The 13,529-nt window shown below is 61.3% G+C and carries 12 protein-coding genes; 9 read left to right on the top strand and 3 right to left on the bottom strand.

Annotated features, from left to right (window positions below; genetic code table 11):
- Positions 1-180 precede the first annotated feature (180 nt).
- Entirely contained in the window at positions 181-1,545 is a 1,365-nt protein-coding gene (locus tag AC07V9_RS28935; protein WP_495019039.1) for a formimidoylglutamate deiminase, read from the bottom strand.
- A 199-nt stretch (positions 1,546-1,744) separates the two neighbouring features.
- Here AC07V9_RS28935 and hutC point away from each other — a divergent pair, with 199 nt between their 5' ends.
- From hutC to AC07V9_RS28915, 4 genes are all read left to right on the top strand, one after another.
- Positions 1,745-2,455 carry a histidine utilization transcriptional repressor HutC gene (gene hutC / locus AC07V9_RS28930; protein ID WP_178111203.1) on the top strand — a complete coding sequence of 237 codons (711 nt, stop codon included), beginning with the start codon at positions 1,745-1,747 and terminating at the stop codon, positions 2,453-2,455.
- Complete coding sequence (locus tag AC07V9_RS28925; RefSeq protein WP_495019038.1) at positions 2,452-3,045, top strand: HutD/Ves family protein; 594 nt, start codon at positions 2,452-2,454, stop codon at positions 3,043-3,045. Before hutC ends, AC07V9_RS28925 begins: the two co-directional genes overlap by 4 nt.
- A gap of 220 nt (positions 3,046-3,265) precedes the next feature.
- The gene (gene nhaA, locus AC07V9_RS28920) at positions 3,266-4,444 is read left to right on the top strand and encodes a Na+/H+ antiporter NhaA (RefSeq protein ID WP_495019037.1); all 1,179 of its coding nucleotides are present in this window, start codon (positions 3,266-3,268) and stop codon (positions 4,442-4,444) included.
- A 352-nt stretch (positions 4,445-4,796) separates the two neighbouring features.
- Positions 4,797-5,534, top strand: a complete 738-nt coding sequence (locus AC07V9_RS28915; protein ID WP_495019036.1) for an anti-sigma factor — start codon at positions 4,797-4,799, stop codon at positions 5,532-5,534.
- A 124-nt stretch (positions 5,535-5,658) separates the two neighbouring features.
- Here AC07V9_RS28915 and AC07V9_RS28910 read toward each other — a convergent pair whose 3' ends face one another.
- Both AC07V9_RS28910 and AC07V9_RS28905 read right to left on the bottom strand, forming a co-directional pair.
- Positions 5,659-6,300 (bottom strand): DUF1109 domain-containing protein, encoded by a 642-nt coding sequence (locus AC07V9_RS28910; RefSeq protein ID WP_495019035.1) that lies wholly within the window; start codon positions 6,298-6,300, stop codon positions 5,659-5,661.
- The gene (locus AC07V9_RS28905; protein ID WP_495019034.1) at positions 6,297-6,881 is read right to left on the bottom strand and encodes a sigma-70 family RNA polymerase sigma factor; all 585 of its coding nucleotides are present in this window, start codon (positions 6,879-6,881) and stop codon (positions 6,297-6,299) included. Before AC07V9_RS28905 ends, AC07V9_RS28910 begins: the two co-directional genes overlap by 4 nt.
- A gap of 423 nt (positions 6,882-7,304) precedes the next feature.
- Between AC07V9_RS28905 and hutU the strand changes: the two genes are divergently transcribed.
- From hutU to AC07V9_RS28880, 5 genes are all read left to right on the top strand, one after another.
- Positions 7,305-9,002: a urocanate hydratase gene (gene hutU / locus AC07V9_RS28900; RefSeq protein ID WP_495019033.1), complete on the top strand. Its 1,698-nt coding sequence runs from the start codon at positions 7,305-7,307 to the stop codon at positions 9,000-9,002.
- Positions 9,003-9,199: 197 nt separating this feature from the next.
- Positions 9,200-10,663, top strand: coding sequence for a purine-cytosine permease family protein (locus AC07V9_RS28895; RefSeq protein WP_495019032.1), 1,464 nt, complete (start codon positions 9,200-9,202; stop codon positions 10,661-10,663).
- The gene (locus AC07V9_RS28890) at positions 10,660-11,625 is read left to right on the top strand and encodes an ABC transporter substrate-binding protein (protein WP_495019031.1); all 966 of its coding nucleotides are present in this window, start codon (positions 10,660-10,662) and stop codon (positions 11,623-11,625) included. Before AC07V9_RS28895 ends, AC07V9_RS28890 begins: the two co-directional genes overlap by 4 nt.
- Positions 11,626-11,836: 211 nt before the next feature.
- Positions 11,837-12,688 carry an ABC transporter permease gene (locus tag AC07V9_RS28885; protein WP_404636288.1) on the top strand — a complete coding sequence of 284 codons (852 nt, stop codon included), beginning with the start codon at positions 11,837-11,839 and terminating at the stop codon, positions 12,686-12,688.
- Entirely contained in the window at positions 12,688-13,515 is an 828-nt protein-coding gene (locus AC07V9_RS28880) for a quaternary amine ABC transporter ATP-binding protein (protein WP_495019030.1), read from the top strand. Before AC07V9_RS28885 ends, AC07V9_RS28880 begins: the two co-directional genes overlap by 1 nt.
- Positions 13,516-13,529 lie beyond the last annotated feature (14 nt).

Here is a 13,529-nt window from a genome sequence, read left to right as displayed (position 1 = left end):
CATTGATTTTGCTGAAGGAAGCGCTTGGCTATGAACCTGCGCAACAATTAACGCAGACATAGCCAATTCATTCGCGATACGGCGTTATAGCCGCCGGATACGTACCGAATGTACCGGCCTCGCGCGAATGAATTCGCTCCCACAGGCTGACCACCGCCCGTCATGCCGGACGGGCAGGCCTCAACCCAACAATTCCCTCAGCACCTGTGCGAACGCGCGGCTGCTTTCTTCTTCATCGGCATGGCGTCCGTCGCGAATCACCCACTGACCGTTCACCATCACTTCGCGGATCTGCCGGTCGTTGCCCGCGAACAGCCACCGATTGAGAATCCCGTCCCCCGAGGCCGTCGCCAGATACGGGTCGTTGCCATCGAGCACCAGCCAGTCGGCACGTTTGCCCACCTCCAGCGCACCGATCGGCTGCCCCATCGCCTGAGCCCCGCCCACCAGCGCAGCGTCATACAACGTGCGGCCCACCATCGGCTGATCCGCGCGATACAAACGGTTACGCCGCTGATCACGCAGACGCTGACCGTATTCCAGCCAACGCAATTCCTCGACGACGCTGAGCGACACATGGCTGTCCGAACCAATACCCCAGCGCCCGCCCTGAGCGATGTAATCCACGGCGGGGAAAATCCCGTCGCCCAGGTTCGCTTCGGTGGTCAGGCACAGACCCGCGATAGCGCGACTTTTCGCCATCGATGCCACTTCATCCGCCTCGGCGTGGGTCGCGTGTACCAGACACCAGCGCTCATCGACGTCGACGTTTTCATACAGCCATTGCAGCGGACGACGACCACTCCAGGCCAGGCAATCGTCGACTTCCTTCTGCTGTTCGGCAATGTGAATGTGAACCGGGCATTGCTTGTCACTGGCCGCCAGCACCTCGCTGATCTGCTGTGGGGTGACCGCGCGCAGTGAGTGGAAGCACAGGCCAAGCGCCTGCGCGGGTTGCGCGCTGATGATCGATTTCAGATCCGATTGCAGATTCAGATAGCTTTCAGTGCTGTTGATGAAGCGGCGCTGCCCTTCATTCGGCGCCAAACCACCGAAGCCCGAGTGGGTGTACAGCACCGGCAGCAAGGTCATGCCGATGCCAACCGAACTCGCTGCCTGGCTGACCTGCGACGCAAGCTCGGCGGGGTTGGCGTAGGGCTTGCCGGCGGTGTCTTGATGGACGTAATGAAATTCGGCGACCGAGGTGAAGCCGCCCTTGAGCATTTCGATGTACAGCTGACGGGCGATGACGCCCAATTGCTGCGGGCTGATCTGGCCGACGAGGCGATACATCAAATCGCGCCAGGTCCAGAAGCTGTCGTTGGGGTTGCCCGCCACTTCCGCAAGCCCCGCCATGGCCCGCTGAAACGCATGGGAATGCAGATTCGGCATGCCCGGCACCACGGGACCGTTGATCAGTTCGGCGCCGTGACGATCGGCGTCAGTCTGAATGTTGGTCAAAAAACCATCAGCACCGACCTCAAAACGCACGTTATTGGCCCATCCAGCAAGCAATAACGCTCGTTCGGCAAAGAAAACGGACATTGCTTCGCACCCCTCGCGTGAAATTGTCTATACATATACAGACGTTTGCCTGCCCGGTAAACTGCGGCAAGCTTGTCGGCACTCGCGTTAATGGTTAGCGTGGGCGCTGTTCAAGGCTTCTTCACCCACTGTTTTATTTGTCTATAACAAGGATTTTTCTGTGCCGACTCCGCCTGCCAATTCTCCGCTGGCCGCCCAGATGGGTGACAGTCCGGCGCCGCTCTACGCCCGGGTGAAGCAAATGATCACCCAGCAGATCCAGAACGGAACCTGGCCGCCGCATCATCGCGTGCCGTCCGAAAGCGAGCTGGTGACCCAACTGGGTTTCAGCCGCATGACCATTAACCGCGCCCTGCGCGAGATGACTGCCGAGGGCATGCTGGTGCGCATGCAGGGCGTCGGCACTTTCGTCGCCGAGCCCAAGACCCAGTCCGCGCTGTTCGAAGTGCACAACATCGCCGACGAAATCGCCTCGCGCGGCCACACTCACACCTGTCAGGTGATCATTCTCTGCGAAGAGGCCGCAGGCTCCGAGCGCGCCCTGGCGCTGGATATGCGTGAAGGCCAGCGGGTGTTTCACTCCCTGATCGTGCACTTCGAGAACGACATTCCCGTGCAAATCGAGGACCGCTTCGTCAACGCACTGGTTGCCCCGGACTATCTGCAACAGGACTTCACTAAACAGACGCCTTACGCCTACCTCAATCAGGTCGCGCCGCTGACCGAAGGCGAGCACGTGGTCGAGGCGATTCTGGCCGAGCCTGACGAGTGCAAACTGCTGCAAATCGAGAAAGGCGAACCGTGCCTGCTGGTGCGCCGCCGCACATGGTCGGGCCGTCAACCGGTGACCGCCGCCCGTCTGATTCACCCCGGTTCACGCCATCGCCTGGAAGGACGTTTCAGCAAATGACTCAACTGACTGTTCTGCGCGCCGCCGACTACCCGCGCATGCCCTGGAAAAACGGCGGTGGCAGCACCGAGGAAATCACCCGCGACGCAGGGGAAGGGCTGGACGGTTTCGGCTGGCGCCTGTCGATTGCCGACATCGGTGAGTCGGGCGGTTTCTCAGTGTTTGCCGGTTACCTGCGCATCATCACGGTGCTGCAAGGCGCGGGCATGACGCTGAACATCGACGGCAAGGACAGCGAGCCTTTGCTGCCGTCCGATCCGTTCGCCTTCAGCGGCGACAGTCAGGTGTCCTGCACCCTGCTCGACGGCCCGATTCGCGATTTCAACCTGATCTACTCGCCCAAACGCTACCGCGCGCGCCTGCAATGGCTCGACGTGCTGCAGCCTCAGCGTTTCTTCAGCTCGGCCAATGCCTTTCTGGTGTTCAGCGCTGCCGAGCAGATGGCCGCCAACGTCGGCGAGCATCCGCCGCAGTTGCTGGAAAAGCACGACTGCCTGCAACTGGATAACCCCGAAGGATCACTGCTGGAGGTGGTACTGTACGCGCCGCGCGCGAGCCGCGTGTGTATCATCGAGCTCATCGCAATCTAAAAGCTTCAGCCCGCAGGGCGTAGGCGCGTGACTTGTCCGCGATCTGCCGGGAACCGGCAATAAAACCATCTGGCGCGGTTGTGTCAGGCACACTGTGCACGCAGAATTCACTGCCGCTTCGCGGTCGAGCGCGACCCCGGCAGATCGTCTGCAAGCAAGGCGCCTACGCCTTGGGCAGAAGCAGTCCGCGAAGGTTTGAATGCTCACCACAAGGACGCGCATGACCACACTCAACTCAAACAAAGAAACTCCACGCGCCCTCGCCGTTCTTGCCAGCTTTCTGGCTTCAGAATCCGCCGGCGGCATCGTTTTGATGGGCGCGGCACTGGCCGCAATCATCGTTGCCAACTCCCCCATCGCCTCCTTCTACTTCGCCGCGCTGCACAGCGTCTGGGGCGGGTTGTCGGTGGAGTTGTGGATCAACGACGGGCTGATGGCGATCTTCTTTCTGATGGTGGGGCTGGAAATCAAACGCGAAGTGCTCGCCGGTGGCCTGGCCAGTTGGGGCCAGCGTGCTTTACCGGGTTTCGCGGCGGCGGGTGGGATGCTGGTGCCGGCGCTGATCTACGTCGGCATCAACCTGGGCAACACCGAAACCCTTAGCGGCTGGGCAATTCCCGCCGCCACCGACATCGCATTCGCGCTGGGCGTTCTGTCGTTGCTGGGCAAACGCGTGCCCACTTCATTGAAGGTTTTCCTCGCAGCCTTGGCGATTCTTGATGACCTGGGCGCCGTTACCATCATCGCGCTGTTTTACAGCTCTGGCCTCAACCTGCCGATGCTGGGAGCCTCCTTCGCGACGCTTGCGGTGCTGGTGATCATGAATCGCATGGGCGTGCAGCGGCTGTTGCCGTATCTGCTGCTGGGCCTGTTGCTGTGGTTCTTCGTCCTGCAATCGGGGGTGCACGCAACGCTGGCCGGTGTAGCGCTGGCCCTGTGCATTCCACTGGGCACGCGCCAGGAGGAAGCCCGCTCACCGCTGTTGCTGCTCGAAGAAAAGATGCACTACTGGGTCGCGTTCGCCGTGGTGCCAGTGTTCGGTTTTGCCAACGCGGGCGTGTCGCTGTCGGGTATCACCCTTGGCAATCTGGTGGACCCGGTGCCGCTCGGCGTTGCGCTGGGCCTGTTCGTCGGCAAGCAGATTGGCGTGTTCGTGGCGGCAACCCTGGCGATCCGTTCGGGGCTCGCGACGTTGCCTGAGGGCTGCAATTGGATGCAGATGTACGGCGTGGCGCTGTTGTGCGGAATCGGCTTCACCATGAGCCTGTTCATCGGCAACCTGGCGTTTCCCGGCGCGCCGCATCTGATCGATGAGGTGAAGGTGGGGGTGTTGTTGGGGTCGATCTTGTCGGCATTGGCCGGGATTTTCCTGCTGCGTAGCCGACTCGCGAATCACTGAACAACCCTAGCAGTCAGGCTTGGCGGCGGTGGTGTCTTCGGGATCGCTATCGCTAGCAAGCCGGTTCCTACTCAGAAAACAGACGCCTCTTACTCGGCAACGCCTGGACCTGCGCGTGAAATCCAGCACCTGAAAGGCGCGCGCAGGTTGAGCGTCTCGGCACTGGTCGAGCTTTTGAGCGAGGCAGGGGCTATCGATAGAAAAAAGCGGCTCCCGTGCGTCGTAACAGTGTATTTCAGGAATGCATCGGCGGTTATTCTCACTCTTACATCGCACCCGCCTCAGGTGCGCCGCCGGGCACGGTCAACGCCTGTATGGAGCGCAGCCCAGCGGTGCTGCGGGAGTGTTTGGGATGAGTGAAAAACAAGACAAGATTCCTGACCTCGACGTCCAGACCCTGGCCGGCGAGTATGTGTTGGGCACCCTGACGGCCGACCAGCGGGCTGAGGTGCAAGAGCGCTTGCTCACTGACCCGGCATTGCGCAAGGCTATCGACGGCTGGCGTTCGCGGCTGCTCACGTTGACCGAAATGGCCGAACCGCAAGCGCCCTCCTCACGCCTACGCAACCGGGTGGAGCGCAACCTGGGTGGCCTGAGGTTCAGGCAGGCCGCTGACAAACCTCAACGCAAAAAACGCGGCCACGCTTGGTGGGACAACGCAGGGCTCTGGCGTGGATTGGCAGGTGTGGGGCTCGCGGCATCGGTGATTCTCACTACCCAGTTGCTGGGTCAGGTGCCTGCGCCGCCAGCGCCAGGGTTCCTTGCCGTGCTGTCGACGCCCGACAACAACACCCCGGGCTGGGTGATCCAGGCCAGCAATATGCGCGGAATTCAGCTGGTGCCGGTGGATGAGGTGCAAGTGCCAATGGGCAAGGTGCTGCAGTTCTGGACCCAGGCCGATGACTGGCAGGGGCCCATCTCGTTGGGGCTGGTCGCGCCCGGCCAAACATTCAAAGTACCAACGGACCGACTGCCGCCGTTGCAACCCAATCAGCTGTTTGAGCTATCTCTGGAGAAAGCGGGCGGCTCGCCAACCAACAAACCCAGCGGGCCGATTCAGTTCGTTGGGCGGGCGGTGAAAGCGGGGTAGGAAGCGCAGATCAAACACTGTAGTAGTTAATTCATTCGCGAGAGGACCATACAACCGACAGACATGTGTCGACTGCACCAAAGCCTCGCGATGAATTCGCTCCCACAGACTCCTGCAGCTTTGTTTACCAGCGCAACACGCGAGGCCCGATCAGTGCGCCGATCGCCGTCGACAGCAGCAGGCCGGACAGATACCAGACGCCCCAGAACGGAATGGCCATCTCAGGGCAATGCAGGCAGTAGGCGATGGTGGCCAGCGACCCTGCAAGCAGCCCGCCGCTCGCGCCTGCCAGACGCAAGCGAGTCGGCGCCATGCCGCGCAGCGCCCAGAAGATCGAGATAAAGCCCGGAATCGACAGCAGCACGATGTTGATCGCGCAGACCTTCCAGGTTTGCCCGAAGATCATCGCCGCCCGTGTTTCGGGGGCGGCCAGGATCAGGGCATAGACACCCGCCAGCCATACCACCAGCACGCCCGCCCCCGCCAGCCAGCGACCTGCGCCCGGGCTCATGCCTGGGCGTGCCAGACGGGTGACCATCCCCAGCGCGCCAAGCCCCAGGCACAGCGGAAACGCGATCTTGCCCCAGAACAGTGGTGTTTCAATCACCGCACGCAAATCCGGGCGAGCGCCGAAGATCGAAAGCACCAGCACTGACGAACCGACCGCCGCCAGCGCCACGGCCAGGCTGAAACGCTTGACGAGCTGCCCCCGATCGACCGGGGCGACGCCGCCCGCCAGCATGGATATCAAATCATCGGTTTTCATCGCGCACCTCGTATACGTGCCGCCAGCGCCTTGAGGCCGCGATGCACGCCAATCTTCACCGCCGACTCGGACAACCCGGTCATCTTCGCGGTTTCCGTCACCGACAGCCCTTCAAGCTTCACGTGCATGATCGGCAAGCGCTGACGGTCCGGCAGGTCACTGAGCAGCTTGCCCAGGTCACGACTGGCCTGGGCGGGCTCCAATTCCGGCTCGGCGAACAGCTCGGGGGTGTCGTCGAGGGAATCGTTGAACACTTGCCCTCGAGACCGTGCGCGGTAGAAATCCATGAGCTTGTAGCGAGCGATGGCAAAGACCCAGGCGGTCAGCGGCTGGTCGGCCCGGTAACTGTGCCGACCGTTGTGCACTGCCAGTAACACTTCCTGAAGCATGTCCTCGATCTCACCCGGTTGACGTTGCAGGCGCAGCCGCAAAAAGCCGCGCAAGTAGTTGCTCAGTTCGGTCAGGAAGGTGCGATACGCTCGCTCATTGCCCTCCTGACCTGCCAGAAACAGCGATTGTAACTGCACCTCCCGGTGGCGCAGCGCTGCGTTGTGCACGGCGTGGTCTGTAGTTCGGTCCATCGTTCGCCCTGGTTACATCTGCGTTGAAATATTTATGGATAAAGCAGCTCGCGCAGTAGATGCCCTACAGCCGCCATAGACAATTCAACTTTCTGTTACCAAATGCACCAGCGTGGAGCGTTCGCACCCAAAAGTAACAAATTCAAGCCTCGCGTAACGCCTGCCTACTCTACCCTGACGCTGGCAAGAATTGTTTCAGGCTATGCACGGCGAGGCTCTGAAGCATTTCGGGTGAGTCAATCGACGAGTTGGCCCTTTGGTTGCATATGCTTGTATGTACAAGTAAATATGAGTATGCATGAGCGTGACCAGTGCACCGCTTCGATTCAGCGGCGCCTGATCTGCCAGACCCATATTCCGCCTGCTCGACACAGGCACCGTCAGCCCAGTGCCTGGGCCGGATTGATCATCGAGGATTGCGAAGTGACGACTGACAACAAAACCCCAGCTCAGCAATGGACCAAACGCCGCGACGTGGAAATCCGCGCCGCCCATGGCACTCAACTGACCGCAAAAAGCTGGCTGACCGAAGCGCCGCTGCGCATGTTGATGAACAACCTGGACCCGGCCGTCGCCGAGAACCCCAACGAGCTGGTGGTATACGGCGGTATCGGCCGCGCGGCGCGTAACTGGGAGTGCTACGACAAGATCGTCGAAAGCCTCACCCATCTGAACGACGACGAGACCCTGCTGGTGCAATCCGGCAAGCCGGTCGGCGTGTTCAAAACCCACAGCAATGCCCCGCGCGTGCTAATCGCCAACTCCAACCTGGTGCCGCACTGGGCGAATTGGGAACACTTCAACGAACTGGATGCCAAGGGCCTGGCCATGTACGGCCAGATGACCGCTGGCAGCTGGATCTACATCGGCAGCCAGGGCATCGTTCAGGGCACCTATGAAACCTTCGTCGAAGCCGGTCGCCAGCACTATGACGGCAACCTGAAAGGCCGTTGGGTGCTGACCGCGGGCTTGGGTGGCATGGGCGGCGCACAGCCTCTGGCCGCAACCCTGGCTGGCGCCTGCTCGCTGAACATCGAATGCCAGCAGAGCCGCATCGACTTCCGCCTGAAGAGCCGTTACGTCGATGAGCAGGCCACTGACCTGGACGACGCGCTGGCCCGCATCGCCAAGTACACCGCCGAAGGCAAGGCGATCTCCATCGCACTGCTGGGCAATGCGGCTGAAATTCTTCCCGAACTGGTCAAGCGTGGCGTGCGTCCGGACATGGTCACTGACCAGACCAGCGCCCACGACCCGCTCAACGGCTACCTGCCAAAAGGCTGGACTTGGGAGCAGTACCGCGATCGCGCAATTACCGAACCTGCTGCTGTGGTCAAGGCAGCCAAGCAATCGATGGCCGAACACGTCGAAGCGATGCTGGCGTTCCAGAAGCAAGGCATCCCGACTTTCGACTACGGCAACAACATCCGTCAGATGGCCAAAGAAGAAGGCGTGAGCAACGCGTTCGATTTCCCGGGCTTCGTACCCGCGTACATCCGCCCTCTGTTCTGCCGCGGCATCGGCCCGTTCCGCTGGGCTGCGCTGTCGGGCAATCCGGAAGACATCTACAAGACCGACGCCAAGGTCAAGGAACTGATCCCGGACGACGACCACCTGCACAACTGGCTGGACATGGCCCGCGAGCGCATCAGCTTCCAGGGTCTGCCGGCGCGTATCTGCTGGGTCGGTCTGGGCCAGCGCGCCAAACTGGGTCTGGCGTTCAACGAGATGGTCCGCCGTGGCGAGCTGTCGGCGCCGGTAGTGATCGGTCGTGACCACCTGGACTCGGGCTCCGTTTCCAGCCCGAACCGTGAAACCGAATCGATGCAGGACGGGTCGGACGCTGTGTCCGACTGGCCATTGCTCAACGCCCTGCTCAACACCGCGAGCGGCGCCACTTGGGTCTCGCTGCACCACGGCGGCGGCGTCGGCATGGGCTTCTCGCAGCATTCGGGTATGGTCATCGTCTGTGACGGTACTGACGAAGCGGCCGAGCGGATCGCCCGCGTTCTGCACAACGACCCGGCCACTGGCGTCATGCGCCACGCCGATGCCGGTTACCAGATCGCCATCGACTGCGCCAAAGAGCAGGGTCTGAACCTGCCGATGATCAATCACTGATCGAGTCCCACGGGTGTACGCACCACCTGTGGGAGCGAATTCATTCGCGAACAATCGGTCAGCGAGCAGAAATGCATCGGCTGTATCAATGCCTCGCGAATGAATTCGCTCCCACAGGGACGGGGTTCAGCAATGAATCCTGCGTGGGTCATACAGTTTGTATTGGATGTCCTGCCCAGGCTTTTGAGGATGTTGTGATGGCTGTTCCAGATGATCGTGTTGCACAAGCTTCGGTGATCGAAAGGCGTTCGATCGACTACATCCCTGACGCGGAAAGACATGGTCGTCTGTTCAGTCAATTCACCCTCTGGCTGGGTGCCAACCTGCAGATCACTGCCATCGTCACCGGGGCTTTGGCCGTGGTGCTGGGCGGTGATGTGTTCTGGTCGTTGATCGGCCTGTTCATCGGTCAACTGCTGGGCGGTGGCGTGATGGCGCTGCACGCGGCGCAAGGCCCGAAACTGGGTCTGCCGCAGATGATTTCCAGTCGGGTGCAGTTCGGCGTCTACGGAGCGGTGATCCCGCTGGTGCTGGTGTGCCTGATGTACATCGGTTTCTCCGCCAGTGGCTCGTTGCTGGCCGGGCAAGCCGTCGCGCAACTGATTCAGGTGCCCGACTGGCAAGGCATCGTGCTGTTCGCCGCCGCCATCGTGGTCCTGACCATCTTCGGCTACCGGGTCATCCACATGATCGGCCGGGTCGCCAGCATCATCGGCGTGATCGCGTTCGTTTACCTGTTCGGCGCACTGCTGGCGGGTAACGACGTCGGCGCGTTGCTGGGCAACAAGCACTTCTCGCTGAGCAGCTTTCTGCTGGCGATTTCCCTGTCGGCCTCATGGCAGATCGCGTTCGGCCCTTACGTGGCGGACTACTCGCGCTACCTGCCGCGCAGCACATCAGCCAGCAAGACCTTCTGGGCCGTGGGCCTGGGCGCGGTGATCGGCGCGCAGGTGTCGATGGTGTTCGGCGTGTTCGCCGCAGCGCTGGCCGGCAAGAGCTTCGCCCACCACGAAGTGCAGTTCATCGTCAGCCTGGGCGGCACCGGCGCGGTCGCCGCGGCGCTGTATTTCAGCATCGCTTCCGGCAAGGTCACGGTGACCACCCTCAACGCCTACGGCAGCTTCATGTCGATGGCCACCATCGTCAGCGGCTTCAAGGGCAATCGGCACATTTCCAGTGCCCTGCGCCTGACCTACATCTTCGCCATGGTCGGCATCGCCACGGCCTTGGCGCTGGCGGGCAAAGACTCATTCCTCAAGGACTTTTCGGCATTCATCCTGTTTCTGCTGGCGTTCTTCACGCCGTGGAGCGCGATCAACCTGGTGGACTTCTACTGCATCACCAAAGAGCGCTATGACATTCCGGCGCTGTCTGATCCTGATGGCCGTTATGGCCGCTGGAACTGGATCGGCATCAGCATCTACGTGATCGGCGTGCTGATTCAGATCCCGTTCATCTCGACCCACTTCTACACCGGGCCGCTGGTCGCCAGCCTCGACGACACCGACATTTCGTGGATCATCGGTCTGGTCGTGCCCGCTGCGCTGTATTACATGGCCGCGAAAAAATGGCCCGGCAAGATTGCCGATCGCCTGATCCTGCCGACCGAGCAGGCCGAGCCCCGGAACATCCCCTTCAAGACCAGGAGCGTCACACAATGAGAACTAAAACAGCCCTGCTTTCGACGATCTTGACCGCAGGCCTGCTGGCCAGCGGCGTCAGTCAGGCGGCGGGATGGTGTGAGTCCGGCAAGCCGGTGAAATTCGCAGGCCTGAACTGGGAAAGCGCGATGCTGCTGACCGACGTCCTGCAAGTGGTATTGAACAAGGGTTACGGCTGCGAAACCGACAGCCTGCCGGGCAACTCCATCACCATGGAAAACGCCCTGAGCACCAATGACATCCAGATTTTCGCCGAAGAGTGGGTCGGCCGCAGCGAAGTGTGGAACAAGGCCGAAGCTGCCGGAAAAGTGGTGGGTGTCGGCGCACCGGTCAAAGGCGCGGTGGAAGGCTGGTACGTACCGCGTTACGTGATCGAGGGCGATGCCAGGCGCAAGCTGGAAGCCAAGGCGCCGGACCTGAAATCCATTGCCGATCTGGGCAAATACGCTGCCGTTTTCAAGGACGCCGAAGAGCCTGACAAGGGCCGTTTCTACAACTGCCCGGCCGGCTGGACTTGCGAGCTGGAAAACAGCGAAATGCTGAAAAGCTACGGCCTGGCCGACAAATTCACCAACTTCCGTCCGGGCACCGGCCCTGCGCTGGATGCGGCGATCCTGTCGAGCTACAAGCGTGGCGAGCCGATCCTGGCGTACTACTGGTCGCCGACGCCGCTGATGGGTCAGGTGGATATGGTGCGTCTGGAAGAGAAAGCGGGCGTGAACAAGACCATCGACATCAAGGTCGGCCTGTCCAAGACCTTCCACGAGCAGGCGCCCGAGCTGGTGTCGGTGCTGGAAAAGGCCAACATCCCGATCGATCTGCTGAACCAGAATCTGGCGCGCATGAGCAAAGACCGCATCGAATCGCCAAAGCTGGCGAAGATCTTCCTCAAGGAACATCCTGAGGTCTGGCATCAATGGGTCAGCGAAGACGCTGCCAAGAAGGTAGAGGCGTCGCTGTAAAACTTAGAGCCGGATGCCGCACGAACGGGCGGTGTGCACGGAGACTGTGGGAGCGGATTCATCCGCGAGACGCCCGTACATTCGACGCGTATCTGTCGTCTGTACCTCTGTATCGCGAATAGATTCGCTCCCACAGGTCCGGGGTCACCCGCAGAATCCAGGCAGTACCTGAACAACGGATCTGCGCCACCTGAGAGATCGAGACAAGACTATGTTCCCCGAAAGCTTCACGTTCTCCATCGCCGACTGGGTCAACGACTGGGTCGACAAACTGGTCACCAACTACGGCGACGTGTTCCGGCACATCTCTGACACCCTGCTGTGGGCCATCGTCAAACTCGAAGGCCTGCTGCGCGTTGCGCCGTGGTGGGTGCTCTTGGCCATCGTCGGCCTGATCGCCTGGCATGCCACGCGCAAAATCACCACCACAGCCGTCGTGGTCGGGCTGTTGTTCCTGGTAGGCGCGGTCGGCCTGTGGGACAAGCTCATGCAGACCTTGGCGCTGATGCTGGTGGCCACGTTCATTTCGGTGCTGATCGGTGTGCCACTTGGCATTCTCTCGGCGCGCAGCAACCGTCTGCGTTCGGTGCTGATGCCGCTGCTCGACATCATGCAGACCATGCCCAGCTTCGTTTACCTGATCCCGGTGCTGATGCTGTTCGGCCTGGGCAAGGTGCCAGCGATCTTCGCGACCGTGATTTATGCCGCGCCGCCGCTGATTCGTCTGACCGACCTGGGCATTCGTCAGGTCGATGGCGAAGTCATGGAGGCAATCAATGCGTTCGGCGCCAATCGCTGGCAGCAGCTGTTCGGCGTGCAACTGCCGCTGGCCCTGCCGAGCATCATGGCCGGGATCAACCAGACCACCATGATGGCGCTGTCGATGGTGGTGATCGCTTCGATGATCGGTGCCCGTGGCCTGGGCGAGGACGTGCTGGTGGGCATCCAGACCCTCAACGTCGGGCGCGGCCTGGAAGCGGGCCTGGCCATCGTCATCCTGGCGGTCGTGATCGACCGCATCACGCAGGCCTATGGCCGTCCACGGCATGAGGCGAGCAAGTGATGAGCAACGAAGCGAACAAGATCGTCGTCAAGAACGTTTACAAGATCTTCGGCAACCGCGCCGAGGAAGCGCTGAACATGGTCCGTCAGAATCAGAGCAAGGACCAGGTGCTGGCCCAGACCGGCTGCGTGGTCGGCGTGAACGACCTGTCGCTGTCGATTGGCAGCGGCGAAATCTTCGTGATCATGGGCCTGTCTGGTTCGGGTAAATCGACGCTGGTGCGCCACTTCAATCGCCTGATCGACCCTACCAGCGGCGAGATTCTGGTGGATGGCGAGAACATCCTGACCTACGACATGGAAGCGCTGCGCAACTTTCGTCGGCGCAAGATCAGCATGGTGTTTCAGAGCTTCGGCCTGCTGCCGCACAAAACCGTGATCGACAACGTCGCCTACGGCCTGGCGATTCGCGGCGAGAGCAAGGCGCAGTGCGTCGAGCGCGCGCAGCACTGGATCAACACCGTGGGCCTGAAAGGCTACGAGAAAAAGTACCCGCATCAGCTGTCCGGCGGCATGCGCCAGCGTGTTGGGCTGGCCCGCGCACTGGCGGCCGACACCGACATCATCCTGATGGACGAGGCCTTCAGCGCCCTTGATCCGCTGATCCGCGCCGAGATGCAGGATCAACTGCTCGAACTGCAGGCCACGCTGCACAAGACCATCGTGTTCATCACCCACGATCTCGACGAAGCCGTGCGCATCGGCAACCGCATTGCCATTCTCAAGGATGGCCGGTTGATTCAGGTGGGCACACCGAAAGAAATCCTCTACTCGCCAGCCGACGAATACGTTGACCGTTTCGTTCAGCGGCGCGTGGCGACCATTTAAGGATGGCGCAAGTC

The organism is Pseudomonas sp. GW821-FHT02A11 (assembly GCF_059421985.1).
This window is presented reverse-complemented; position numbering and strand designations above follow the sequence as displayed.